Raw genomic sequence first — 26,120 nt, 5'->3', positions numbered from 1 at the left:
CTCGTTGGCGGGCGAGTAAGGTGGTGGAGCGATGGCTCGGCCGGTCAGTGGTCTCGGCGTTGCCTGGTGTTCTGTTGGAGTGACATTACCAGCCCGCTCATATATCTAGAAATCATATTTATTTATTTGTTTATTCCATTTTTGCCTATGTCATTCAGCTTTTCGCAGGCATAAAAAAGGGCCGTCGAAACGGCCCGAAAATCCCTGCTATGGCTAAGAGCAATGCAACGAGGAATTCATCAACGATTAGGTTGCGGGGTCAGCCGCAGATAGGGTTTCACTGCCCGATACCCTTTCGGGAAGCGCTGCTTGATTTCGTCTTCGTCCTTCAGCGAAGGCACGATCACCACCTCGTCGCCGTCCTGCCAGTTACCTGGTGTGGCGACCTTGTGGTTGTCGGTGAGCTGCAGCGAGTCGATCACCCGCAGGATTTCGTTGAAGTTGCGCCCGGTACTGGCCGGATAGGTGATGGTCAGGCGCACCTTCTTGTTCGGGTCGATGACGAACAGCGAGCGCACGGTGAGGGTGTCGCTGGCGTTGGGGTGGATCAGGTCGTACAGGTCGGAGACCTTGCGGTCGGCGTCGGCGATGATCGGGAAGTTGACCACGGTGTTCTGGGTCTCGTTGATATCCTCGATCCACTTCAGGTGCGAGTCGACCGGGTCGACCGACAGGGCGATGGCCTTCACGCCGCGCTTGGCGAAGTCTTCCTTGAGCTTGGCAGTCAGGCCCAGTTCGGTGGTGCACACCGGGGTGAAGTCCGCCGGGTGGGAGAACAGCACACCCCAGCTGTTGCCCAGCCATTCGTGGAAGCGGATCTTGCCTTCACTGGATTCCTGCTCGAAGTCCGGGGCGATGTCGCCGAGTTTGAGGCTCATGGGGTGCGGCTCCTGTGCTGTGTTCTGGCGTGTGGGTTCAATGTGCCTGCATTCGATGAGAAATAAAAAGAATAAATAATGATTTATTTATAACTTTTGCGCATACGAAATTGCGGCCACAAAAAAGCCTCGCACTAGGCGAGGCTTTCTGTGTGGCTACGACTTACAGGAAGCTGTAAGTGTAGTTCACGATGAAGCGAGTCTGGTCCTGGTCGGCGCTGGCTTCGTTGCTACCACCACGGTAAACGCCTTGACGCAGGCTGAAGCCCAGGCCTTTGAGGGTGCCTTGCTGAATGGTGTAGTCGACGCGTGCGTCCCGCTCCCACTCGTTGTAGGTGCCGTGGCCGCTCTTGAAGCGAATGTCGTCACCGCGCAGATAGGCAACCGAAGCCTTCAGGCCCGGTACGCCCAGCGAGGCGAAGTCATAGGAGTACTGACCGAAGTTGGTGTTCTCACCAGCACGGGCGAACTGGTTGATCATGCTGTCGGTGAACAGGTAGAAGCTGGAGCCGGCGGCACCTTCGTTGTTGCCGTTTCCGTCAACCACGTTACCCTGGTTCAGCCAGACGAAACCGCCGTCATCGCTGACTTGCTGACGGCCGAGCATGAGCGCGTGACCGCCGAGGGTATAGGTGAACATGGCGGACCAGGTCTTGTTGTCGACCTTGCCAGTGTTCTTGGCATAGCCACCGTTGTTGTTGAAGTTGTAGCCGCCGCCGTGACCGTTGTTGCCGTCGCTGCTGCTGTCGAAGTAGCGCAGGTCGGTCTTGAACGACTGGTCGTCAGCGATCTTGAAGACGTGGGTCGCGCCCAGGAAGTGCTGCTTGTAGAAGTCTTCCAGGTTCGAGTAGTAGTACTGCAGAGTCAGGTCTGGAGTGAGCTTGTAATCCAGGCCACCGAAGCGGAACTTGTTGCTGTCGGCAGTGGCGCCAGCGACCGACAGGCCGGTGCGGTTGCTCGAAGCACGACCCATGGCGTGGGTCAGCTGACCGGCGTTGACGGTCAGGTTGTCGATTTCCTTCGACTGGATGGTGCCCCCTTCGAAGGTTTGTGGCAGCAGACGGCCGTCGTTGGCAACCAGGATTGGCAGGTTCGGTGCCAGGGCGCTACCGAAGTGGACTTCGGTCTTGGAGAAGCGAGCCTTGGCGTTGGCGCCGAAGCGAGCCCACTGGGCAGCTGCGCCCTTGCCGTCATCCGGGAAGAAACCGGTCTTGTGGTAACCCTCACCACCATCCAGGTGGATACCCCACAGTGCTTGAGCGTCAACACCGAAGCCTACGGTGCCTGGGGTGAAGCCCGAGATGTAGTCGAGCTTGAAGCCCTGACCCGACTCACGCTGATCCGGGCGCTCGAAGTTGGTCGAGCTGCTGGCGTGCGCTTCACGGTTGTCGTTGTTGTAATACATGGTGCGCGAGCTCAGCGACAGCTTGCTGTCCTCAACGAAACCGGCGGCACCTGCTGCTTGGGCGAAAACCCCCACGGCCACGGCCACGGCCAGGCTGGATTTGTACATGTTTTGCTCCTCTACGTTCTAATTCTTGTGTATCTCTGGCGGCAGGATCTGTTGCCCCGCTCAGCCGTGGATGGGCGATTAGCCCCAAAGCGTGACCATTAAGTCAATCGTTTCTAAACGTTTCTCGACTTTGGTCTAAGACGCCCCCTGCGCTACAGGATAATGACAATCCTATAAATCCAAAATGACCGTTTTATGAATTTGTAAGATTTTTAAGGAATATCGTAGGAACCTTTACTGCGAAAAGTTGTATCGGCGTCGTCAATCATACCTTTAGGTTATTTGCAAACGTTTGCCGACCAACAACCAACACCCGCTCGTGATGAAGGGAAGGTAGATTAGCTACGGATTGCCGTTGCGCCAGCCGCCTTTCTGCCTTTTCCGGCTTTGGCCAGCGTTAAAGCGTTTGGCTCCTAAGCTAATTCTAAAAAGTTATTTATTTTCGATTTCTTAGATCATCTAGTCTTCTCGCCATCCAATACATCCATTGCCTGACGAGAGGTTCACCATGATCCCGCACGCTCCGCTGCGCCTGTTCGCCGCCCTGACCCTCGCCAGCGCCAGCTGGTTGGCCCAGGCCGCCGACCTGACCGTTGCCTACCAGACCACTGTCGACCCGGCCAAGGTGGCCCAGGTCGATGGCAACTACGAAAAAGCCAGCAAGGCCAGCATCGACTGGCGCAAGTTCGATAACGGCGCGGACGTGATCACCGCCGTGGCCAGCGGCGACGTACAGATCGGCTACCTCGGCTCCAGCCCGCTGGCTGCCGCCGCCACCCGCAAACTGCCGGTCGAGACCTTCCTCATCGCCACCCAGATCGGTGCCGGCGAGGCCCTGGTCGCCCGCGACAGCATCAAGACCCCGCAGGACCTGGTCGGCAAGAAAGTCGCCGTGCCGTTCGTTTCCACAGGCCACTACAGCCTGCTGGCCGCGCTGAAAAACTGGAACATCGACCCGTCCAAGGTGCAGATCCTCAACCTCGCGCCACCGGCGATCATCGCCGCCTGGAAGCGCGGCGACATCGACGCCACCTACGTCTGGGACCCGGCCCTGGGCGTGGCCAAGGAAAACGGCAAGGTGCTGATCACCTCGGGCGAGCTGGCCGAAAAAGGCGCACCGACCTTCGATGCCTGGATCGTGCGCAAGGACTTCGCCGCCAAGCACCCGGACGTGGTCAAGGCCTTCGCCAAGGTCACCCTTGACGCCTATGCCGACTACCGCAAGGACCCTAAAGCCTGGCTGGCCAACCCGGACAACGTCGCCAAGCTGGCCAAGCTGTCCGGCGCCAAGCCGGCTGATATCCCGGTACTGCTGCAGGGTAACGTCTACCCGCTGGCCGCCGACCAGGCCAGGGAACTGGGTGCGCCCACCACCCAGGCACTGACCGACACGGCCACCTTCCTCAAGCAGCAAGGCAAGGTCGACGCGGTGCTGCCGGACTACTCGCCGTACGTCAGCGCCCAGTACATCCCCAACTAAACACTGCAACCGCACGGAGCCTGCCATGGCCTTGCTCGAACTGGAGCGCATCAGCGCACAGTACCCCGGCGCCACCGCCCCGGTGCTGGCCGACATCAACCTGAGCCTGGGGCCGCGCCAGTTGCTGGTGGCCCTGGGGCCATCCGGCAGTGGCAAGACCTCGCTGCTGAACCTGATTGCCGGCTTCGTCGCCCCGAGCAGCGGGCGCATCACCCTCGACGGCGTGCCGGTACAGGGCCCGGGAGCCGAGCGTGGCGTGGTGTTCCAGGATGATGCCTTGCTGCCTTGGCAGAACGTGCTGGGCAACGTCGCCTTCGGCCTGGAACTGGCCGGCGTGCCACGCGAACGGCGTGAGGCCAAGGCCCGCGAGATGCTGGCCCTGGTCGACCTCGACGGCTTCGGTGAGCGGCGCATCTGGCAACTGTCCGGTGGCCAGAAGCAGCGCGTGGGCCTGGCCCGGGCGCTGGCCGCCGACCCGCGAGTGCTGTTGATGGACGAACCGTTCGGCGCCCTCGATGCCTTCACCCGCGAGCAGATGCAGGAGCTGCTGCTGCAGGTCTGGCAACGTACCGCCAAACCGGTGTTCCTGATCACCCACGACATCGAGGAGGCCGTGTTCCTCGCCAGCGAGCTGGTGCTGCTGGCGCCCAATCCCGGCCGCGTGGTCGAGCGCCTGCAGCTGGACTTCGGCCAGCGCTACGCCGCTGGCGAGTCGGCCCGGGCGATCAAGTCCGACCCACGCTTCATCGAAACCCGCGAGCATGTCCTGGCCCGCGTGTTCTCCCAACGCCAAAGCCTGCAGGAGCGCGCATGAGCAGCCTGGATCTGCCGGTCGCCGGTAAACGCGACAATCAAACCCGGCCCGCCCCCCAGGCCCGCCGCCCATTGTCTACCCGCTGGATCAGCGCCCTGACCCTGGCCAGCTTGCTGCTCGCCTGGTGGCTGGTAACGGCCGCGGGCCTGATCGAACCGTTGTTCCTGCCCTCACCCGGCGACATCCTGGCCAAGGCCTGGACCCTGCTCACCCAAGGCTACATGGACGCCAGCCTGTGGCAGCACCTGGGCGCCAGCCTGGGCCGCATCGGCCTGGCCCTGGCCGCCGCGACCCTGACCGCCATCCCGGTCGGCATCGCCATCGGCTACAGCCGCGTGGCCCGTGGCATCCTCGACCCGCTGATCGAGTTCTACCGGCCGATCCCGCCGCTGGCCTACCTGCCGCTGATCGTCATCTGGTGCGGCATCGGCGAGCTGTCCAAGGTGCTGCTGATCTACCTGGCGATCTTCGCCCCGATCACCATCGCCACCGCCACCGGCGTGCGCACCGTCGACCCGGCCAAGCTGCGTGCGGCGCAGTCGCTGGGCGCGACCAAGGCGCAGCTGATCCGTCACGTGATCCTGCCCAGCGCCCTGCCCGACATCCTGACCGGCATCCGCATCGGCCTGGGGGTCGGCTGGTCGACCCTGGTCGCCGCCGAGCTGATCGCGGCCACCAGCGGCCTGGGTTTCATGGTGCAGTCAGCGGCGCAGTTCCTGGTCACCGACGTGGTGGTGCTGGGCATTTTGCTGATCGCCCTGATCGCCTTCGCCCTGGAAATGGGCCTGCGCGCCCTGCAACGCAAGCTGGTGCCCTGGCACGGGCAGAGCCACTGAATTCCTGTTGACCACGCCAGCAGCCTGGCGCCTGAATTGAAGAGACCGACATGAGCCTGACCATCACTCCCCTCAGCCCGGCGCTCGGCGCACAGATCAGCGGCGTGGACATCAGCCGCGACATCACCGCCGAACAGCGCGATGCCATCGAGCAGGCGCTGCTCCAGCACCAGGTGCTGTTTTTCCGCGACCAGCCGATCAACCCGGAACAACAGGCGCGTTTCGCCGCCCGTTTCGGCGACCTGCACATCCACCCGATCTACCCCAACGTGCCAGAGACGCCACAGGTACTGATCCTCGACACGGCAGTCACTGACGTGCGCGACAACGCCGTGTGGCACACCGACGTGACCTTCCTGCCGACCCCGGCGCTGGGCGCGGTGCTTAGCGCCAAGCAGTTGCCGGCCTATGGCGGCGACACCTTGTGGGCCAGCGGTATTGCCGCGTTCGAAGCCTTGTCGGCGCCGCTGCGCGAAATGCTCGATGGCCTGACCGCCACCCATGACTTCACCAAGTCGTTCCCGCTGGAGCGCTTTGGCACCACGGCCGAAGACCTGGCGCGCTGGGAAGCGACCCGGCGCAACAACCCGCCATTGTCGCACCCGGTGGTGCGCACGCATCCGGTGAGCGGGCGCAAGGCGTTGTTCGTCAATGAAGGGTTCACCACGCGCATCAATGAGCTGAGCGAACTGGAGAGCGAGGCGCTGCTGAAGCTGCTGTTCAGCCATGCGACGCGGCCGGAGTTCAGCATTCGCTGGCGCTGGCAGGAGAATGACGTGGCGTTCTGGGACAACCGCGTGACCCAGCATTTTGCGGTGGATGATTACCGGCCGAATCGGCGGGTGATGCATCGGGCGACCATTCTTGGGGATGCGCCGTTCTGACTGGCAGCTGGGAGGCCCCGGCGATCTAACGGACCAGATGCAGAAACTGCATGTGCCGCTCGTACTGGTCGAGGATGTCGTTGATGATCTGCTCTTTGCTGTAGCCCACCAGGTCATAGTTCTGGCTGCCTTCGCTCAGGTGCACCTCGGCCCGGTAATACCGGCGATTCTTCAATTCCTGCGTACCCAGCCCACCCAGCGCGAACGACGGCGTGAAGTAGCCACGCATCTGCACCTGGTAGATGAACGGCTGCTCCTCGCCATGCCCAACCTTCAGGCTGACGTTGTCGTGGCTCGGGTCATCCTGGGTCACCAGCACCAGGCCCTTCTGCTCGAACACCTCACGCACTTCAGCAATTGCTGGGCGTACCACGTCGTCCATGAAGCGGTACACCTCATCCCGCGACGGGAAGTGCACGGCCTGGCTCAGGCGTTGACGCCAGCCACCACGGCCACGGCGTGACTGGGCGAACGGTGCCAGCGAGTGCATCTGCGCGATCTGCCGCTGGCTCTCCAGGTAGAAGGCTTTGTGCAGCCCCCACATCATGCACAGCAGAATCAGCGAGAACGGCAGCGAGGTGAGTACCACCGCCGACTTCAGCGAATCGATGCTACCGGCGAACAGCAGGCCGCTGGTGATCAGCGCAGTCATCGCGCCCCAGAAGATGCGCAACCAGTTCGGCCCGTCTTCATCGGCACCACCGCCCTTGGCGGACAGGGTCGACAGCACCACCGTGCCGGAGTCGGCCGAGGTGACGAAGAACACGAAGCTGATGAACACCGTCACGGCGATCACCGTCTTGCTCCACGGGTAGGTTTCCAGCAGCAGGTACAGGCTCATCGACGGGTTGTCCAAGGCCGACTGGCCGAGCGCGGTCATGCCGTGGTTGATCACCTGGTCCAGCGCGCTGTTGCCGAAGATCGACATCCACGCCAGGGTGAAGCCCAGCGGGATCAGCAGCACGCCGAAGACGAACTCACGGATGGTGCGCCCACGCGAGATGCGCGCGATGAACAGGCCCACGAACGGCGCCCAGGCAATCCACCAGGCCCAGTAGAACACCGTCCAGCCACCCAGCCAGTCACGTTGCTCGCCATAGGCATAGACGTCGAAGCTCTTGCGCGGCAAGGCGCCGAGGTAATCGCCGAGGTTCTGGATCAAGGTATTGAACAGGTGCTGGGTGGGCCCGGCGAACAGCACGAACAGCAGCAATGCGCAGGCCAGGAACAGGTTGATGTCACTCATCACCCGCACGCCCTTTTCCACACCCGCCACGGCTACCGCCACCGCCGCCCCCATCATCAGCGCGATGAGGATCACCTGTACCCACTGGCTGTGGCTGATGCCGAACAGGTAGTCGAGGCCGGCGTTCAGGTGCAGCACACCAAAGCCCATGTCGGCGCCCAGGCCGAACACCGTGGCGATGATGCCGAAGCCGTCCACGGCATAGCCGATAGGGCCATTGATGCGCTTGCCGATCAGAGGATACAGCGCCGAACGCAAGGCCAGCGGCAGGTTATGCCGGTAGGCGAAGTAGGCCAGCGCCATGCCGACGAAGGCGAACACGCCCCAGCCGTGCAGGCCCCAGTGCAGGAACAGGATCTCCATCGCCTGGCGCCCGGCCTCGGCCGTGCCGCCTTCGCCCTGGGGCGGGGTGAGCATGTGGGTCAGCGGCTCGGAGACACAGAAGAAGAACAGCGTGATGCTGATACCGGCGGCGAACAGCATGCCGGCCCAGGACAAGTAGCTGAACTCGGGCTCGTCGTGGTCGGCACCCAGCTTGATCTTGCCGTAGCCGGACAAGGCGGTGACCACCACGAACACCAGGTACAGGGTCATGGCCAGCATGTAGTACCAGCCGACCGTGTTGGCCGCCCAGTTCTGCGCCGCCAGCAGCCACTCGCCGGCCGCCTGCGGGAAGGCGATGACCACCAGGCCGAAAAGGAGAATGAAACTTGCCGCGAAGTAGAAAACCGGCGGGTTCATGCGGATCTTGCCAGTGGCAAGGGATGCGGACGGTGCACTCATGAAACAGGCACCTCGTCGATCGACGTGAGGTTCGGAATGAACGGGTTCAGCAAAGGAATCCTCCTGTTGAACACCGGCAGCGGACCAGCGTTTTTCATTGAACAAGCGTTCAAGTTAAACATGGATCGGCTTTCAAAGCGAACCGGGGCGCCGATTGGCGCCCCTTGTGAATCAGTTCTTGTCCTGGCAATCCAGTTGCAGGTTGGCCTGGGTGATGTTGCTTTCGGCCGGCACGCTGCGGGTCAGCCAGACATTGCCGCCAATGGTCGAGCCCTTGCCGATGGTGATCCGCCCCAGGATCGTCGCCCCGGCATAGATCACCACATCGTCCTCGACGATCGGGTGGCGTGGCAGCCCCTTGTGCAGCGTCCCCGACTCATCGCTGGGGAAGCGCTTGGCGCCCAAGGTAACCGCCTGATAGATGCGTACCCGCTCACCGATGATCGCGGTCTCGCCAATCACCACGCCGGTACCGTGGTCGATGAAGAAGCTCTGGCCGATCTGGGCGCCGGGGTGAATGTCGATACCGGTGGCCGAATGCGCCAGCTCCGAGCTGATCCGCGCCAGCAGCGGCAGGCCCGCGTTGTAAAGATGGTGGGCCAGACGGTGGTGGATGATCGCCAGGATCCCCGGATAGCACAGCAGTACCTCGTCTACGCTGCGCGCCGCCGGGTCGCCGTGATAGGCCGCGAGCACATCGGTATCGAGCAGCACACGCAGGCCCGGCAAGGCCGCCGCGAAGTCCTGGATCAGGCGCAGCGCCTGGGCATCGATGCCCTGCAGTTCCGCCTTGCTCTGGCGTGCGGCGTAACGCAGCTCCAGCCGCGCCTGCGCCAGCAAGGCCGTCAGCGCCGCGTCGAGGGTATGGCCGACGTAGAAGTCCTCGCTTTCTTCACGCAGGTCGACCGGGCCCAGCCGCATCGGGAACAGCGCCCCGCACAGCTGCTCGAGAATTTGCCGCATGGCCTCGCGCGAAGGCAGCTCGCGTCCGCCCTGCTCGCCACTGCTGCGGCCATTGCGACTGCGCCATTGCTCGCGGGCGCCGCGCAGGCCGCTGACGATGCTGTGCAGTTGCCAGTGCCCAGATGAAGGTTGTTCGCTCACGGTGTTCTCCTGCCGAAGGTGGCCAATCTGTCGTTATGTAATCCACTCTACGGCAAATCCGTCCCTTGGAAAAAACAACGCTTTATTCCATCCTGCGCTAAGTCGGGCATAAGCCGCGATGACGGCGGCAGCATCCTGGCCTACCCTCATAGCAGCCCGAACCCAGCATCGATCAAAACGGGAATAACAAAATAAGTTTTTATTATTTCCAGGCCTATAAAGCCAACTCTATAGTCGCCACCCACTACTTCCACAACAAGCGCGGGGCCTGACATGTCGAAATTTGCCAAACCGCTTCTCAACGCCAGCCTGGCCATCCTGCTGGGCGCCGGCCTGCTCGGCCAGGCCTTCGCCGGCGAGCAGCTGAAGACCATCCAGGAAAAAGGCGTGATCAACGTCGGCCTCGAGGGTACCTATCCACCGTTCAGCTTCCAGGACGAAAACGGCAAACTGACCGGCTTCGAGGTCGAGCTGTCGGAGTTGCTGGCCAAGGAGCTGGGGGTCAAGGCCAAGATCCAGCCGACCAAATGGGACGGCATCCTCGCCGCGCTGGAGTCCAAGCGCCTGGACGTGGTGATCAACCAGGTGACCATCTCCGAGGAGCGCAAGAAGAAGTACGACTTCTCCGAGCCCTACACCATCTCCGGCATTCAGGCGCTGATCCTGAAGAAGAAGGCCGAGCAGCTGAACATCAAGAGCGCGCAGGACCTGGCCGGCAAGAAGGTTGGCGTGGGCCTGGGCACCAACTACGAGCAATGGGTGAAGCAGGACGTGCCGAAGGCTGACGTGCGCACCTATGAAGACGACCCGAGCAAATTCGCCGACCTGCGCAACGGCCGCATCGACGCCATCCTGATCGACCGCCTGGCTGCGCTGGAATACGCCCAGAAGGCCAAGGATACCGAACTGGCGGGCGACGCCTTCTCGCGCCTGGAAAGCGGCGTGGCCCTGCGCAAGGGTGAGCCTGAGCTGCTGGCTGCGGTCAACAAGGCCATCGACAAGCTCAAGGCCGACGGCACGCTGGCCAAGCTGTCAAAGAAATACTTCGGTGCCGATGTCACCAAATGATTGCTGAAAGCCTGCAACTCGTTGCCGATTCCACGCCCTTCCTGCTGAAGGGCGCGGGTTATACGGTGCTGCTCAGTGTTGGCGGCATGTTCTTCGGCCTGGTGCTGGGCTTTGCCCTGGCGCTGATGCGGTTGTCGAAGATCCTGCCGCTGAACTGGCTGGCCCGGGTCTATGTGTCGTTCTTCCGTGGCACGCCACTGCTGGTGCAGCTGTTCGTGATCTACTTCGGCATGCCGCAGATCGGTATCGAGCTCGACCCGATTCCGGCTTCGCTGATCGGCCTGTCACTGAACATGGCGGCCTACATCTGCGAAATCCTGCGTGCGGCGATCTCCTCGATCGACCGCGGCCAGTGGGAAGCCGCGGCCAGCATCGGCATGACCCGCACCCAGGCCATGCGCCGGGCGATCCTGCCCCAGGCACTGCGCACCGCGCTGCCACCGCTGGGCAACAGCTTCATCTCGCTGGTCAAGGACACCGCCCTGGCGGCGACCATCCAGGTGCCCGAGCTGTTCCGCCAGGCCCAGCTGATTACCGCGCGCACCTTTGAAGTGTTCACCATGTACCTGGCCGTTGCCGTGATCTACTGGATCCTCTGCAGCATCCTCGCGCACTTCCAGAACCGCATGGAAGCGCGGGTCAACCAGCACGACCAGGAGCAATGAGATGATCGTCGCCAAAGGCCTGACCAAGCAGTTCAAGGGCCAGACCGTGCTCAACGGTATCGACCTGACCGTGCAACCCGGTGAAGTGGTGGCCATCATCGGCCCCAGCGGCTCGGGCAAGACCACCTTCCTGCGTTGCCTCAACCTGCTGGAAACCCCGGATGCCGGGCAGATCCAGATCGGCGACATCAGCATCGATGCCAACCGCCCGCTCGGCGGCCAGCAGAGTGCGATCCGCCGCCTGCGCCAGCAGGCTGGCTTCGTGTTCCAGAACTTCAACCTGTTCCCCCACCGCACCGCGCTGGAAAACGTCATCGAAGGCCCGGTGATCGTCAAGAAGACGCCTCGCGAACAGGCCATCGAACTCGGCCGGCGGCTGCTGGCCAAGGTCGGCCTGGCGGGCAAGGAAGACGCCTACCCGCGGCGCCTTTCCGGCGGCCAGCAGCAGCGCGTGGCCATTGCCCGCGCGCTGGCCATGGAACCTGAAGTGATCCTGTTCGACGAACCCACCTCGGCCCTCGACCCGGAGCTGGTTGGCGAGGTGCTGGCGACCATCCGCGGCCTGGCCGAGGAGAAGCGCACCATGATCATCGTGACCCACGAGATGAGTTTTGCCCGGGATGTCGCGAACCGGGTGATCTTCTTCGACAAGGGCGTGATCGTGGAACAGGGCGAAGCCAAGGCGCTGTTTGCCAACCCGAAGGAAGAGCGTACCCGGCAGTTCCTGCGCAAGTTCCTCGGGACTGCTGCCTCCGAGTAAACCCTCTCTGGCCTCATCGCGGCTAAATCCGCTCCTGCACGCTGCCCTGTAGGAGCGGATTTATCCGCGATGGCGTCGGCACGGCCACTGAAAGTCCTCTCTTCTATATATATTCCAAAGAGTTAGTTCATAAACTTTTGATAAGCCATTAGGGTATATAAACCGGACCACCGGACCAGCAAATGTCTGTCGCCATCAGCTGAAGCGACGCATCCACTTTTGTGAGGTTCGGTTCTGATGACCACCCAGCCAAATACCCTATTCCATAGCGACCTCGACAGCTCGCCCCTGCTGCTGCCGGCCAAGGTCCTGCGCAACGACGCCGAAGCCCTGCAAGCTGCCCGTGAACTGGCCGCGAGCGCCCGCGAGCAGGCCGCCCGCCGCGACCAGCAACGCAAGCTGCCCTGGGCAGAAATCGAACAGTTCACCCGCAGCGGCCTGGGCAGCATCAGCGTGCCCAAGGCCTTCGGCGGCCCGGACGTCTCGTTCGCAACCGTCGCCGAGGTGTTCCGCCTGATCAGCGCCGCCGACCCGGCCCTGGGGCAGATTCCGCAAAACCAGTTCGGCATGCTGCAACTGCTGCGCCTGACCGCTACCGAAGCCCAGCAGGCGCTGATCTTCCGCAGCGTGCTGGACGGCTGGCGCATCGGCAACGCCGGCCCCGAGCGCGGCACCAAGGACACCCTGACGCTCAAGGCCAGGATCAGCCGCAGCGGTGACGGCTATCGCATCAGCGGCGAGAAGTTCTATTCCACCGGCGCGCTGTTCGCCCACTGGGTGGCGGTCAAGGCGCTGGACGACGAAGGCCGCCAGCGCCTGGCCTTCGTCCGCCGCGGCAGCCCGGGGCTGCGCATCGTCGACGACTGGTCCGGCTTCGGCCAGCGCACCACTGCCAGCGGTACCGTGCTGCTCGACCAGGTACCGGTCGATGCGGAGCTGGTCATCGACAACTGGCGCCAGCGCGATACCCCCAATATCCAGGGTGCGGCCTCGCAGCTGATTCAGGCCGCCATCGATGCCGGCATCGCCGAGGCCGCCATCGACGACGCCATCACCTTCGTCCGAGAAAAATCCCGGCCATGGATCGAGGCCAAGGTCGAGCGCGCCAGCGATGACCCTTACGTGATTGCCGACATCGGCCGCCTGAAACTTGAGCTGCATGCCGCCGAGGCGCTGCTGCGCAAGGCCGCGCGCGTGCTCGACGAGGTCAATGCCGGGCCGATCGATGCTGCCGCAGCAGCGCGGGCGTCGATTGCCGTGGCCGAGGCCAAGGTGCTGACCACCGAGATCTCGCTGCAGGCCAGCGAGAAGCTGTTTGAACTGGCCGGCAGCCGCGCAAGCCTGGCCGAGTTCAACCTCGACCGGCACTGGCGCAATGCCCGGGTGCACACCCTGCACGACCCGGTGCGCTGGAAGTACCACGCGATTGGCGCCTATCACCTCAACGGCACCCTGCCCGCCCGGCATTCCTGGATCTGACTTGCGGCCATTGGGGCTGGAGAACACCATGACAACATCCGTTATCACCAGCGACAGCCAAGCCCTGGCTGCCGCCGAACATATCGCCCAGCAACTCAAACGCGAAAGCGCCCTGCGCGACCGCGAACGCCGCCTGCCCCACGCCGAACTGGAGCTGTTCACCCGCTCCGGCCTGTGGGCCATCAGCGTCCCCAAAACCTTCGGCGGCGCGGGCGTGTCCAACGTCACCCTGGCCCAGGTCATCGCCCGCATCGCCCAGGCCGACGCCTCCCTCGGCCAGATTCCGCAGAATCATTTCTACGCCCTCGAAGTGCTGCGGGTAAACGGCAACCCCGAGCAGCAGCGGCGCCTCTACGCCGAAGTGCTGGCTGGCCGCCGCTTCGGTAACGCCCTGGCCGAACTGGGCACTAAAACCGCCCACGACCGCACCACCCGCCTGACCCGCGACGGCACCGGCTACCGCATCAACGGCCGCAAGTTCTACGCCACCGGCGCGCTGTACGCCCAGCGTATCCCGACCTCGGTGATCGACGACCAGGGCCGCCAACAGTTGGCCTTCGTCCCCGCCGACAGCCAAGGCCTGCAGGTGATCGACGACTGGAGCGGCTTCGGCCAGCGCACCACCGGCAGCGGCTCGGTGACGTTCGACAATGTCTGGGTCGATGCCGACGACGTGGTGCCGTTCCAGAGTGCCTTTGAACGCCCGACGCCGGTCGGCCCGCTGGCGCAGATTCTCCACGCGGCCATCGACACCGGCATCGCCCGCGCTGCTCTGGATGATGCCTTGCACTTCGTGCGCACGCGCAGCCGGCCGTGGGTCGACTCCGGCCTGGACAAGGCCAGCGACGACCCGCTGACCCTGAAAAGCTTCGGCCAGCTGGTGAGCCGCCTGCATGCCGCTGAAGCCTTGCTCGAACGCGCCGGCGAGTTCCTCGACCGCGCCCAGGCCGACAGCAATGCCGACACCGTTGCCGCTGCCTCCATCGCCGTTGCCGAAGCACGGGCCATCAGTACGGAAGTCTCCCTCGTCGTCGGCACCACGCTGTTCGAACTGGCCGGCAGCCAGGCCACCCTGGCCGAGCACAACCTCGACCGCCATTGGCGCAACGCCCGCGTGCATACCCTGCACGACCCGGTGCGCTGGAAGTACCACGCCATCGGCAACTACTACCTGAACAACGAAAACCCACCGCGCCGGGGGACTATCTGATGGCCAGGCAGATCCTGCTCAATGCCTTCAACATGAACTGCATCGGGCACATCAACCACGGTTTGTGGACCCACCCACGGGACACCTCGACCCAGTACAAGACCCTGGAATACTGGACCGACCTGGCGCGTCTGCTGGAGCGTGGGCTGTTCGACGGCCTGTTCATCGCCGACATCGTCGGCACCTACGACATTTATGGCAATTCCGTCGACGTGACCCTCAAGGAGTCGATCCAGCTGCCGGTCAACGACCCGTTGCTGCTGGTCTCGGCCATGGCCGCCGTCACCCGCCACCTGGGTTTCGGCCTCACCGCCAACCTGACCTATGAAGCGCCCTACCTGTTCGCCCGGCGCCTCTCCACCCTCGACCACCTGAGCAACGGCCGGGTCGGCTGGAACATCGTCACCGGCTACCTCGACAGCGCCGCCCGCGCCATGGGCCTGGAGCAACAGCCCGAGCACGACCGTCGCTACGACCAGGCCGACGAATACCTGCAGGTGCTGTACAAGCTACTGGAAGGCAGCTGGGCCGACGACGCCGTGGTCAACGACCGTGAGCGCCGGGTGTACGCCGAGCCGGGCAAGGTGCGCAAGGTGCGCCATCAGGGCGAGTTCTACAAGGTCGAGGGCTACCACCTGTGCGAACCCTCGCCACAGCGCACGCCAGTGTTGTTCCAGGCGGGCAGCTCGCCGCGCGGCCTGGCGTTCGCCGGCAACCATGCCGAGTGCGTGTTCATCAGCGGCCAGGACAAGGCCGCCACCCGCACTCAGGTCGACAAGGTCCGTGCGGCTGCCCAGGCTGCTGGCCGCGATCCGCAGGCGGTGAAGGTGTTCATGGGTATCACCGTGATCGTCGCCCCCACCGAGCAGCAGGCCCAGGCCAAGCATGCCGAGTACCTGCAGCATGCCAGCGCGGAAGCCGGCGTGGCGCACTTCGCAGCCTCTACCGGCATCGACTTCGCCGCCTACGGGCTGGACGACCCGATCGGCGCCAGCAAGGGCAACGCCATCCAGTCGGCCACCCGCCAGCTGCAGGACAACGCCTGGACCCGCCGCCGCCTGCTGGAGCAGCACGCCCTTGGCGGGCGCTATGTAACCCTGGTCGGCGCCCCCGATCAGGTTGCCGAGCAGCTGATCGCCTGGATCGACGAAACCGGCCTGGACGGCTTCAACCTGACCCGCACCGTCACCCCGGAAAGCTATGAGGACTTCATCGAGCTGGTAGTCCCGCAACTGCAGCAACGTGGCCGCTACAAGACCGCCTACGCCGACGGCACCCTGCGCGAGAAGCTGTTTGCCAGCGACCACCCGCACCTGCCCGCCGACCACCCAGGTTCCACCTACCGCAACACCACTACCCCTGCCCCGACTGGAGCCCTGCACCATGCTTGAGAAACTGTTCCGGCCCGTCGCGGCCATCGCCTTCACCCTCGGCCTGTCCACCACCGCGTTCGCTGCCGAACCGCTGAAGATCGGCACCACCGCGGCCTTCGCCATCCCCCTGGAGGCGGCGGTGGAAGAAGCCCACAAGCAAGGCCTGGAGGTGAAGCTGATCGAGTTCAGCGACTGGATCGCGCCGAATGTCAGCCTCAACAGCGGCGACATCGATGTGAACTACTTCCAGCACATTCCCTTCCTGGAGAACGCCAAGGCTGCGGCCGGTTTCAACCTGGTGCCCTACGCCCCAGGCATCATCAACAACGTCGGCCTGTATTCGAAAAAGTACAAAAGCTTCGCTGAACTGCCCGAGGGTGCCAGCGTGGCAATCGCCAACGACCCGATCAACAGTGGCCGAGGCCTGCAGCTGCTGGCCAAGGCCGGCTTGATCACCCTCAAGCCGGGTGTCGGCTACAAGGCCACTGAAGACGACATCGTCGCCAACCCGAAGAAGCTGAAGATCCTGCAGGTCGAAGCCGTGCAACTGGTACGCGCCTATGACGACGCCGACCTGGTGCAGGGCTATCCCGCTTACATCCGCCTGGCCAACAGCTTCGATGCCACGTCGGCGCTGCTGTTCGATGGCCTGGAAAACAAGGAATACGTGATCCAGTTCGTCATCCGCCCACAAAGCAAGGACGACCCACGCCTGGCCAGGTTCGTCGACATCTACCAACACTCGCCTGCCGTGCGTTCAGCGTTGAACAAGGCCCATGGCAGCCTGTACCAGGCCGGTTGGGAGGGCTGACATGAGCCAGGCCAGCGCGCTCCGGGCGCCCACCACACAACCATCGCCAGCAACGGCCAGGGAGCAGGCCCTGCGCCCGGAGGTCAACGAAGCCCACGTGCGCTTCGTCGGCCTCGGCAAGACTTACCCTGGCCAGCAGCAACCCGCGCTGCACGGCATCGACCTGAATATCCGCCGTGGCGAGATCTTCGGCATCATCGGCCGCAGTGGTGCGGGCAAGTCGTCGCTGCTGCGCACCATCAACCGCCTCGAGCAACCAAGCCAGGGCCGTGTACTGATCGACCAGGTGGACATCGCCCCCTTCGACGAGGACCGCCTGGTAGCCCTGCGCCGGCGCATCGGCATGATCTTCCAGCATTTCAACCTCATGTCGGCCAAGACCGTGTGGCAGAACGTCGAGCTGCCGCTGAAGGTGGCCGGCGTGGCCAAGGCCGAGCGCCAGCGCAAGGTTCGCGAGCTGCTGGAACTGGTGGGTTTGCAGGAGAAACAGCACGTCTACCCGGCGCAGCTGTCCGGCGGGCAGAAACAGCGGGTCGGCATCGCCCGGGCGCTGGTGCATGACCCGGAAATCCTGCTGTGCGACGAAGCCACCTCGGCGCTGGACCCCGAGACCACGGCGTCGATCCTCGAACTGCTGCGAGACATCAACCAGCGCTTGGGGCTGACCGTGGTCCTGATCACCCACGAGATGGCCGTGATCCGCGATATCTGTCACCGCGTGGTGGTGCTGGAGCGTGGCACGATCGTCGAACAGGGCGAAGTCTGGCGCGTGTTCGGCAGCCCACGCCATGAGGTCACCCGCACCCTGCTGGCACCGTTGCAGACCAAGCTGCCCGCGGCCTTGCAGGCAAACCTGCGCGCCAGGCCGGTGGGCCGTGACAGCGCAGTGGTGCTCAAACTCACCCTGCTCGGCGAGCCGGCGCTGTCCGACCTGTTCGCCGAACTGGGCGGACGTGTGCGGCTGCTTCAGGGTGGCGTGGAGACCATCGGCGAGCATGCCCTCGGGCAGTTGATCCTGTCGATTCAGGGTTCGCCCCATGACACGCATCAATTGCTCGAACGCGCCCGCCGCTGGGCCGAAGACGTGGAGGTACTGGGCCATGTGGTTTGATCGCTTGCTCGAAGGCCTGCTCGACACCCTGCTGATGGTGGGCGTGTCTTCGCTGGTCGCGCTGCTGGTGGGGGTGCCGATGGCGGTGCTGCTGGTCACCAGCGACAAGGGTGGCATCTTCGAGGCACCGCAACTGAACCGGGTGCTGGGCGCCTTCGTCAACCTGTTCCGCTCGATCCCGTTCCTGATCCTGATGGTCGCGCTGATCCCCTTCACCCGGCTGGTGGTGGGCACCACCTACGGTGTGTGGGCCGCCGTGGTGCCACTGACCATCGCCGCGACGCCGTTCTTTGCGCGGATTGCCGAGGTGAGCCTGCGCGAAGTCGAGCATGGCCTGGTGGAGGCAGCGCAGGCCATGGGCTGCCGGCGTTGGCACATCGTCTGGCATGTACTGTTGCCAGAGGCACTGCCGGGGATCGTGGGTGGGTTCACCATTACTCTGGTGACGCTGATCAATTCCTCGGCGATGGCCGGGGCGATCGGCGCAGGTGGGCTGGGGGATATTGCCTATCGGTACGGGTATCAGCGCTTCGACAGCCAGATCATGTTGACCGTGATTGCCATGCTGGTGGCCTTGGTGGCGCTGATCCAGCTGGGTGGGGACCGGTTGGCGAAGGGTTTGAACAAGCGGTGAAGTGCCAGTCACACCATCTTCAGCGCCTGTGAGACCGAGCGCCGCCCACGCGGCGCATCGCGGATAAATCCGCTCCTACATTTGTTGCAACGTGGCCATGCCTGTGAGGCCATGGTTGTCAGCCTTGTTTGTAGGACTCAAGTCATGCGCCAGGGCTAACAACCATGGCGTTACAGGTTCGGCACGTTGCAACAAATGTAGGAGCGGATTTATCCGCGATGCGCCGCGCGGGCGGCGCTCGATCTCGCAGGCGCTGAAGAACTCCCGCCATACCCCTCAGCCCCAGTGCAGGTCCGCAGCCGGCACCGGCCGCCCGAACCAGTACCCCTGCCCAAGCTGGCACTGTTGCTCCAGCAGGAAGCGCGCCTGCTCCGCCTGCTCGATCCCCTCGGCATGCACCTGCATGCCCATGCTCCGCGCCAGCGCGACGATCACCCGGACGATGGCGATGTCATCGTCATCCAGCGGCAAGCCGGCCACGAAGCCCTGGTCGATCTTCAGTTTCTGCACCGGCAAGCGCTTGAGCCGCAACAACGACGAGTACCCCGTGCCGAAGTCATCGATGGCCAGGTTCAGCCCCAGCTCGCGCAGGCGGTGCAGCTGCTCCAGCGCCACCTCAGGGTCTTCCATTACCGCACTCTCGGTCACCTCCAGCTCCAGCAGCGTCGGGTCCAGCCCCGTCTGATGCAGTACATCGGCCACCTGCCGGTACAACGCGCGCTGGCCGAACAAGCGGCTGGAAATATTGACGGCAACGAACGCCAGCAGGCGCCCATCCTCCCGCCACCGCACCATTTGCCGGCAGGCTTCACGCAACACCCAGGCATCGATCTCGGCAATCAGGCCGGTGCGCTCGGCGATGGGGATGAAATCGCTCGGTGGCACCAACCCTCGCTGCGGGTGCTGCCAGCGAACCAAGGCCTCGACCCCGACCATCTTCGCCGTGGACAGGTCATGCACCGGCTGGAAGAACACCCGCAGCTCATCCTTGGCCAGCGCCCGGCGCAGCTCGCTCGCAGTTTCCACCCGGTGCTGGGCGTGGGCGGTCAGTTCCTCGGTGTACAGCGCATAGCAGGCTCGGCCATTGCCCTTGGCCTTGAACAGCGCCGAATCGGCATTGCGCAACAGTTGCTCGGCGCTCAGGGCGTCATTGGGGAACAGGCTGATACCCACGCTGGCACTGATGAACAGCCGGTGACCATCGAACTCGAAGGGCTCTCGCATGCGCTCGATGATGCCCTGCGCCAGCTTGCCGGCCTGGCCAACCTGCTGGCAGTTCTCGGCCAGCACGCCGAACTCGTCCCCGCCCAGGCGCGCCAGGGTCACGTTGTTGCCCACGGTCTCCCGCAGGCGTTCGCCAACCAGCTTGAGCAACTGGTCGCCGATGGTATGGCCAAGGCCGTCGTTGATGCTCTGAAAGTGATCCAGGTCGAGCAACAGCAAGGCGCAGCCGCGCTTGTTGGCCTGCGCCGAAGCCAGCGCCTGCTCGGCGCGATCGTTGAACAGCAGGCGGTTGGGCAGGCCGGTGAGCGGGTCGTGGTGAGCCAGGTAGGCAAGTTCCTGCTCGGAATGCTTGATCGCACTGATGTCGCTGAACACCGCCACGTAATGGCTCAGCTCGCCGCTGTCATCGCGGATGGCGCAGATCGTCTGCCATTGCGGATAGATTTCACCGCTTTTACGGCGGTTCCAGATCTCGCCGCTCCACTCGCCCTTTTCGGCCAAGGCCGCAAAGATCTGCTGGTAGAACGGCACGCCGTGGCGGCCCGACTTGAACTTGCTGGGGCGATGGCCCAGCACCTCATCCTGCTGGTAGCCGGTAATGCGCATGAAGGCGCGGTTGACATGCACGATCAGGCCTTGGCGATCAGTGACCAGCACGCCCTCCAGGGTGCTGTCGAACACCGCCGCGGCCATGCGCAGGCGCTCGCGGTCCTCGCTGCGCAGACGCGCGCCGATACCGATGAAGTTGAGCAGGCGGGCGCGAGACACGAAGATCAGCAAGGCACTGACCAATACCCACACCACCACGTTGATCTGCCGCCCCACGGTCAATGCCAGGGGGTCGTCAGACATACTGTGCAGGACCACCTCGGCCAGCACCAGCCAGAGGAACGAGAGCACCACATACAGCGCGGCCATGCGCAAGGCGTCGCGAACGGAAACAGACATGTCGGGGGGGAAAGTCCATGTAAACGGATGGGGCATTATAAAGGCTGAAACATGCCGTGACTTCCTATCTGAAAGGGTGACTGGTTTTATTTCCCCGCCAAGGGATAATCACCCCTTTCCCCCGCATTCCCGAGGGCTTCTACACCTATGTGGTACAACGGTCTGCTCGACTTGTCGGCCTGGCAACTGGTTGGCGTCACCCTGCTGATGACCCACGTGACCATCGTCAGCGTCACCATCTACCTGCATCGCTACTCCGCCCATCGCGCCCTGGAGCTCAATGGCGCGCTCAAGCACTTCTTCCGTTTCTGGCTGTGGCTGACCACGGCACAGAACACCCGCGAATGGACGGCCGTGCACCGCAAGCACCACGCCAAGTGCGAAACCCCGGACGACCCGCACAGCCCGGTGTACAAGGGCCTGGGCACGGTGCTGCGCAAAGGCGCCGAGCTCTACCGCGAGGAGGCACGCAACCCCGAGACCCTGCGCATCTACGGCAAGAACTGCCCGGAAGACTGGATCGAGCGCAACCTCTACTCACGCTACAAGCTCGGCGGCATCGTGCTGATGGCGGTCATCGACCTGTTGCTGTTCGGCACCCTCGGCATCACCATCTGGGCGGTGCAGATGATGTGGATTCCGTTCTGGGCCGCCGGCGTGGTCAACGGCCTGGGCCACGCAGTCGGCTACCGCAACTTCGAATGCCGCGACGCCGCCACCAACCTGGTGCCGTGGGGTATCGTCATCGGCGGCGAAGAACTGCACAACAACCACCACACCTACCCCAACTCGGCCAAGCTGTCGGTCAAGCGCTGGGAGTTCGACATGGGCTGGGCATGGATCCGCCTGCTCTGCCTGCTGCGCCTGGCCAAGGTGCAGCGTGTGGCGCCCATCGCCCACCGCGTCGAGGGCAAGGCCAGCCTGGACATGGACACGGCCATGGCCATCCTCAACAACCGTTTCCAGATCATGGCCCAGTACCGCAAGCTGGTGATCGGCCCGCTGGTCAAGCAGGAGCTGGCCAGGGTCGATGCTTCGGTACGCCACCGTTTCCGCCGTGCCAAACGCCTGCTGTCGCGTGAAACCAGCCTGCTGGAAGACCGCCACCACGTGCGCATCGAGGGCATGCTTGCCCACAGCCAGGCACTGAAGACCATCTACGAGAAGCGCCTGGCCCTGCAACAGATCTGGGCCCGCACCAGCGCCAACGGCCACGATATGCTGGCGGCCATGAAGGACTGGGTACACGAGGCCGAGGCCAGCGGCATCCATGCCCTGCGCGACTTCGCAGCACAGCTGAAAACCTATTCCCTGCGCCCCACCGCCTGATAGCCGCTGATCGGCACGCCCTGCAACGGGGCGTGCCTGCTGGAACTTCACCCCTGAAAATCCACTCAAACCCAGCACATCGCCCGCGTGGCGGGCCGGTTAGTGGCCGCGCGCCTCATCAGTGAGAACTGCTCCGTGCTCATGGCCAAGAACCTTCCTCCGTCGTTGTCAGGTACCCCGCCTCCCGAAGCTGCGCAAACCTTGCTGGCCCTGCTCCACGCCCAGGGCGAAGTCGCCCGCCTGAGTGAACGCGAACAGCTCTACAGCTCGCTGCTCGACAGCGTCAACGCCGTGCTCTGGGCCTTCGACTGGGAAACCCGCCAGGTGCTCTACGTCAGCCCCGCCTACGAACGCATCTTCGGTCGCCCGGCCAGCCTGGTGCTGGCCGACTACAACGAATGGCGCGACAGCATCTACCCCGACGACCTGGAATTCGCCGAACGCAGCCTGGCCCAGGTGCTGCTCAAGGGCGCAGTGGAAGACCGCGAGTACCGCATCCTCAACGCCAGCGGCCAGGTGCGCTGGCTCAGTGACAAGTGCTACATCAACCAGCAGAACGACGGCGACCGGGTGATCATCGTCGGCATCGCCGAAGACATCACCGAAAAGAAGCAGCTCGAAGGTGAGCTGCAGCGCCTGGCCACCACCGACGTGCTGACCCAGAGCAGCAACCGCCGGCACTTCTTCGAGTGCGCCCAGCAGGCCTTCGACAGTGCCCGTGAAGACGGCACGCCACTGGCCTTCCTGCTGCTGGACATCGACGACTTCAAGCGCATCAACGACAGCTACGGGCATCAGGAAGGCGACCAGGTGCTGCAGCGCATCGCCGACAGCGGCAAGGCCGTGCTACGCCGTGGCGACCTGTTCGGGCGTATCGGCGGGGAGGAGTTCGCGGCGGTGTTTCCGGGCTGCAACGCGCAGGTGGCGGAGCAGATTGCCGAGCGGTTGCAGCGGGAGATTCAGCGCCAGGGCTTCAGCCATGGTGATGAGGCATACAACGTGACGGTGAGCCAAGGGCTGACCGGGCTGACGGATGAGGACGAGTCGCTGGACAGCTTGTTCGCCCGTGCCGATGCGGCGATGTACCGGGCCAAGCGGCAGGGCAAGAATCAGATAGTCCGAGGCTGACTGGGGCCGCAAAGCGGCCCCAGGATCTCAAGTCGATGCAGGCTGTTCGGAGGCTGGCGGTGCCTCCTGTTCCTTGGCCTCCGGATTCTCCACCTTGCGCAACCGGCTCAACTCCGGCAGCCCAACCTTCAGCAAGCGCGCCGTCTTGCTGTTGGCGATCTTCTCCAGCCCCTGATCCGCCGGCAGGCGCGCCAGTTGCCCGGCCAGGTTCAAGGCCAGGATCTCCCGCGAATACACCCCGCCACCCAGCTGGTAGATCGCCGCGATCAGCTCGCGCAGGCTCAGCGGCAAGCGCCAGCGGGTACGCAGCGCCGAGCCGAACGCTGCGCCGAACTCATTGAGCGACAGCTGCACCCGGTCCTCGTCCAGCTCGCCACCGGCCAGGCGCCACTCCTGCAGGCAGCGCAGCACCGCCAGGTCGCCCAGGCAATGCAGCAGGCCGGCGCAATAGCAGCGCTCCTGATCCAGTTCGAGCATGCGCGCCAGCGTGCGGGCGTATTCGGCCGTGTGCAGCGAAAGATTCCAGTAATGCGTGGCGTGCTGCGTCAGCAGCGGGTCGCTGAGCCGTGCACTGCGCTTGAGGGTGAGGCCAAGAATCAGGTTCATGCTCTGAGTGCTGCCGAGCTTGTTCAGCGCCTGCATCAGCGTCTGCACAGGCGCGTCACGGTGCAGGCTGGCACTGTTGGCAGCGGCAATGAGCACCGCCGTGATCTGTGGGTCGTCGCGCACTTCCTCTTCGAGCACCTTGAGGTTCAGGCCCTGCGGGTTGAGTGCGCGCTTGATCGCCACCTGCACATCGGCGAACAGCGGCCCGCCATCGGCGGTAGCACGGCGTTGCTCGAGGTAGGCCGGCAGGTTGGCGCCAGGCTGCAACGGCGGCACCGGGCAGGCGATCTGCTCGCCCACGGCCAGCAGCAGTTCTTCCAGGCTCTTGCGCAGCTTGTCCAGGTTCAGCGGTTTGCTCAGGTAAGCCGTGGGGTGCAGCGGCAACGCTTCGCGCACGCTGGCACTATCGCTGCGGTTGCTCATGAGAATGAACGGCAGCCCCGGGCCCTTGGCGCGCACCTTGCGCAGCAGGTCGAGGCCATCGCAGCCTGCCAGTTCGCGAGCAGCGATGATCAGGTCAGGTTTGCTGGCCAGCGCCGTCAGCGCTTGAGAGCCGTCGGCGCAGACCTGCAAGCGGGCGTCGCAACGCACGCTGAGCAGCATTTCGCTCAGCATTTCGCGTACCCAAGGGTCGCCTTCGGCGATCAGTACGCAAGGTGGGGTGGGGTCTGCAGCACTCATGGCCAACTCCTGAATATCCCTGACACACAGTCCTTCGCAGCTTCCAAGGCAAATCCTTTCACCACCATAGCCGGACACGGCTTTTCTGGGCATAAAAAAAACCCGCCTAGGCGGGTTTTTTTTTGAAGCGCGTCACATCAGGCGAGTTCAGCGAAGCACTCTTCGATGATGGCCAGGCCTTTGTCCAGCAGCGCGTCTTCGGCGGTCAGCGGAACCAGGATACGCAGGACGTTGCCGTAGGTGCCGCAGGACAGCAGGATCAGACCCTTGTCGCGAGCCTTGGCCACAACCTGGGCAACGGCAGCTGCGTTCGGGGTGTGGGTGCCTTTCTCGAAGACTTCCACAGCGATCATCGAGCCCAGACCACGGACGTCGCCGATGATCGGGTGCTTTTCCTGGATCTTGCGCAGGCCAGTGGTCAGGTGCTCACCAACAGCCTTGCTGCGGTCCAGCAGCTTCTCTTCCTCGAACACCTGGATAACGGCCAGGGCCGCGGCGCAGGCGATCGGCGAACCGGCGTAGGTGCCGCCCAGGCCACCCGGGGCGATGGCGTCCATGATCTCGGCCTTGCCGCACACACCGGCCAGCGGGAAGCCGCCAGCGATGGACTTGGCGAAGGTGGTCAGGTCAGGCGCAACGCCCATCTGTTCCATGGCGAAGAAGGTGCCGGTACGGCCAGCGCCAGTCTGCACTTCGTCGGCGATCAGCAGGATGCCGTGCTTGTCGCACAGCTCGCGCAGGCGCTTCATCAGCTCTTTCGGCGCTGGCAGGAAGCCGCCTTCGCCTTGTACTGGCTCGAGGATGATCGCGGCGATGTCGCGCGGCTCGGCGTCGTTCTTGAAGATGCGCTCGACCGAAGCGATGGCGTCGTCAACGCTGACACCGTGCAGCTCGCTCGGGAACAGGGCACGGAAGATGCCGCCTGGCATCAGGCCCATGCCAGCGGAGTACGGCACGACCTTGCCGGTCAGGCCCAGGGTCATCATGGTGCGGCCGTGGTAGCCGCCGGTGAAGGCGATCACGCCAGCGCGGCCAGTGGCGGCACGGGCGATCTTGACGGCGTTTTCAACGGCTTCGGAGCCGGTGGAAACCAGCAGGGTCTTCTTGTCGAAGTCGCCTGGGACCAGCTTGTTGATCTTTTCGCACAGCTCGACGTAAGGCTCGTAGGCCAGCACCTGGAAGCAGGTGTGGCTGACCTTGGTCAGCTGCTCTTGCACCGCTGCAACCACTTTCGGGTGCAGGTGGCCGGTGTTCAGTACTGCGATGCCGCCGGCGAAGTCGATCAGTTCGCGGCCTTCAACGTCGATCACCGTCGAGTTCTTCGCCGATTCGACGAAGATCGGGTGGATCTGGCCGACGCCACGTGGGACGGCGGCTACACGACGTTGCATCAAGGATTCGTTGGTCTTGCTCATAAAGCCCTCATTGCGCCGATAGCGGCGCTTTTATTCGGGGGTGGCTGGGTATGTTCGCGAACAGTATTCGTTGATCGACTGCCGTGAACGCCCTGCCCACCAGGTACTGCGATGTCAAAAAGGCCAGCGAGACGTCGCTC

The 26,120-nt window shown here is 63.8% G+C and carries 22 protein-coding genes; 15 read left to right on the top strand and 7 right to left on the bottom strand.

From position 1 onward, the window contains the following. Positions 1–239 precede the first annotated feature (239 nt). Both ACIPZ8_RS13240 and ACIPZ8_RS13235 read right to left on the bottom strand, forming a co-directional pair. Positions 240–878 (bottom strand): peroxiredoxin, encoded by a 639-nt coding sequence (locus ACIPZ8_RS13240; RefSeq protein WP_400723599.1) that lies wholly within the window; start codon positions 876–878, stop codon positions 240–242. Between the two features lie 163 nt (positions 879–1,041). Beyond that, positions 1,042–2,391: an OprD family outer membrane porin gene (locus tag ACIPZ8_RS13235; protein WP_400723596.1), complete on the bottom strand. Its 1,350-nt coding sequence runs from the start codon at positions 2,389–2,391 to the stop codon at positions 1,042–1,044. A gap of 508 nt (positions 2,392–2,899) precedes the next feature. Here ACIPZ8_RS13235 and tauA point away from each other — a divergent pair. Genes tauA through tauD form a run of 4 tightly spaced genes read left to right on the top strand, consistent with a single transcriptional unit; the run spans position 2,900 to position 6,405 of the window. Further along, positions 2,900–3,871, top strand: a complete 972-nt coding sequence (tauA, locus tag ACIPZ8_RS13230; protein ID WP_400723593.1) for a taurine ABC transporter substrate-binding protein — start codon at positions 2,900–2,902, stop codon at positions 3,869–3,871. Between the two features lie 25 nt (positions 3,872–3,896). Further along, positions 3,897–4,685: a taurine ABC transporter ATP-binding subunit gene (tauB, locus tag ACIPZ8_RS13225; protein ID WP_400723590.1), complete on the top strand. Its 789-nt coding sequence runs from the start codon at positions 3,897–3,899 to the stop codon at positions 4,683–4,685. Continuing rightward, positions 4,682–5,521, top strand: coding sequence for a taurine ABC transporter permease TauC (tauC, locus tag ACIPZ8_RS13220; protein ID WP_400723587.1), 840 nt, complete (start codon positions 4,682–4,684; stop codon positions 5,519–5,521). Before tauB ends, tauC begins: the two co-directional genes overlap by 4 nt. A gap of 50 nt (positions 5,522–5,571) precedes the next feature. Then, the gene (tauD, locus tag ACIPZ8_RS13215) at positions 5,572–6,405 is read left to right on the top strand and encodes a taurine dioxygenase (RefSeq protein WP_400723584.1); all 834 of its coding nucleotides are present in this window, start codon (positions 5,572–5,574) and stop codon (positions 6,403–6,405) included. 25 nt (positions 6,406–6,430) lie between these two features. On the opposite strand, the gene betT is transcribed toward tauD, so the two are convergent. Both betT and epsC read right to left on the bottom strand, forming a co-directional pair. Further along, entirely contained in the window at positions 6,431–8,392 is a 1,962-nt protein-coding gene (gene betT / locus ACIPZ8_RS13210) for a choline transporter BetT (RefSeq protein WP_400724092.1), read from the bottom strand. 213 nt (positions 8,393–8,605) lie between these two features. Next, positions 8,606–9,538: a serine O-acetyltransferase EpsC gene (gene epsC / locus ACIPZ8_RS13205; protein WP_400723581.1), complete on the bottom strand. Its 933-nt coding sequence runs from the start codon at positions 9,536–9,538 to the stop codon at positions 8,606–8,608. Between the two features lie 273 nt (positions 9,539–9,811). Here epsC and tcyJ point away from each other — a divergent pair, with 273 nt between their 5' ends. The 9 genes from tcyJ (at position 9,812) to ACIPZ8_RS13160 (ending at position 18,649) form a co-directional block, all read left to right on the top strand. After that, entirely contained in the window at positions 9,812–10,606 is a 795-nt protein-coding gene (tcyJ, locus tag ACIPZ8_RS13200; protein ID WP_400723578.1) for a cystine ABC transporter substrate-binding protein, read from the top strand. Continuing rightward, on the top strand, positions 10,603–11,271 hold the full coding sequence (gene tcyL / locus ACIPZ8_RS13195; RefSeq protein WP_027917633.1) for a cystine ABC transporter permease: 669 nt from the start codon (positions 10,603–10,605) through the stop codon (positions 11,269–11,271). Before tcyJ ends, tcyL begins: the two co-directional genes overlap by 4 nt. A 1-nt stretch (position 11,272) precedes the next feature. Further along, the gene (gene tcyN, locus ACIPZ8_RS13190; protein WP_400723574.1) at positions 11,273–12,031 is read left to right on the top strand and encodes an L-cystine ABC transporter ATP-binding protein TcyN; all 759 of its coding nucleotides are present in this window, start codon (positions 11,273–11,275) and stop codon (positions 12,029–12,031) included. 237 nt (positions 12,032–12,268) lie between these two features. Continuing rightward, positions 12,269–13,510 (top strand): SfnB family sulfur acquisition oxidoreductase, encoded by a 1,242-nt coding sequence (locus ACIPZ8_RS13185; RefSeq protein ID WP_400723571.1) that lies wholly within the window; start codon positions 12,269–12,271, stop codon positions 13,508–13,510. Between the two features lie 28 nt (positions 13,511–13,538). Beyond that, positions 13,539–14,720 (top strand): SfnB family sulfur acquisition oxidoreductase, encoded by a 1,182-nt coding sequence (locus ACIPZ8_RS13180; protein ID WP_400723568.1) that lies wholly within the window; start codon positions 13,539–13,541, stop codon positions 14,718–14,720. Continuing rightward, a complete protein-coding gene (locus ACIPZ8_RS13175) occupies positions 14,720–16,111 on the top strand; it encodes an LLM class flavin-dependent oxidoreductase (protein ID WP_400723565.1) in 1,392 nt (463 codons plus the stop codon). Before ACIPZ8_RS13180 ends, ACIPZ8_RS13175 begins: the two co-directional genes overlap by 1 nt. After that, on the top strand, positions 16,104–16,904 hold the full coding sequence (locus tag ACIPZ8_RS13170) for a MetQ/NlpA family ABC transporter substrate-binding protein (protein WP_400723562.1): 801 nt from the start codon (positions 16,104–16,106) through the stop codon (positions 16,902–16,904). The genes ACIPZ8_RS13175 and ACIPZ8_RS13170 overlap by 8 nt, the downstream gene beginning before the upstream one ends. 1 nt (position 16,905) lies before the next feature. Then, complete coding sequence (locus ACIPZ8_RS13165) at positions 16,906–18,015, top strand: methionine ABC transporter ATP-binding protein (RefSeq protein ID WP_400723559.1); 1,110 nt, start codon at positions 16,906–16,908, stop codon at positions 18,013–18,015. Then, a complete protein-coding gene (locus ACIPZ8_RS13160; RefSeq protein WP_400723557.1) occupies positions 18,005–18,649 on the top strand; it encodes a methionine ABC transporter permease in 645 nt (214 codons plus the stop codon). The genes ACIPZ8_RS13165 and ACIPZ8_RS13160 overlap by 11 nt, the downstream gene beginning before the upstream one ends. Before the next feature lie 276 nt (positions 18,650–18,925). Here the strand turns inward: ACIPZ8_RS13160 and dibA are convergent, their stop codons facing one another. Further along, complete coding sequence (gene dibA, locus ACIPZ8_RS13155) at positions 18,926–20,821, bottom strand: phosphodiesterase DibA (protein ID WP_400723554.1); 1,896 nt, start codon at positions 20,819–20,821, stop codon at positions 18,926–18,928. 147 nt (positions 20,822–20,968) lie between these two features. Between dibA and desA the strand changes: the two genes are divergently transcribed. Together desA and ACIPZ8_RS13145 are read left to right on the top strand one after the other, a co-directional pair. Beyond that, positions 20,969–22,150: a delta-9 fatty acid desaturase DesA gene (desA, locus tag ACIPZ8_RS13150; RefSeq protein ID WP_400723551.1), complete on the top strand. Its 1,182-nt coding sequence runs from the start codon at positions 20,969–20,971 to the stop codon at positions 22,148–22,150. A 141-nt stretch (positions 22,151–22,291) separates the two neighbouring features. Beyond that, entirely contained in the window at positions 22,292–23,278 is a 987-nt protein-coding gene (locus ACIPZ8_RS13145) for a GGDEF domain-containing protein (RefSeq protein ID WP_400723548.1), read from the top strand. A gap of 27 nt (positions 23,279–23,305) precedes the next feature. On the opposite strand, the gene ACIPZ8_RS13140 is transcribed toward ACIPZ8_RS13145, so the two are convergent. Continuing rightward, positions 23,306–24,565, bottom strand: a complete 1,260-nt coding sequence (locus ACIPZ8_RS13140) for an HDOD domain-containing protein (RefSeq protein WP_400723545.1) — start codon at positions 24,563–24,565, stop codon at positions 23,306–23,308. 137 nt (positions 24,566–24,702) lie between these two features. Next, entirely contained in the window at positions 24,703–25,980 is a 1,278-nt protein-coding gene (gene gabT, locus ACIPZ8_RS13135; RefSeq protein ID WP_054887246.1) for a 4-aminobutyrate--2-oxoglutarate transaminase, read from the bottom strand. Positions 25,981–26,120: the final 140 nt, after the last annotated feature.

Source organism: Pseudomonas sp. NPDC089422, from assembly GCF_044749405.1.
Classification (GTDB): Bacteria; Pseudomonadota; Gammaproteobacteria; order Pseudomonadales; family Pseudomonadaceae; genus Aquipseudomonas.
Note: the sequence above shows the minus strand (reverse complement) of the source record. Positions and strands in the feature narration are given on the sequence as shown.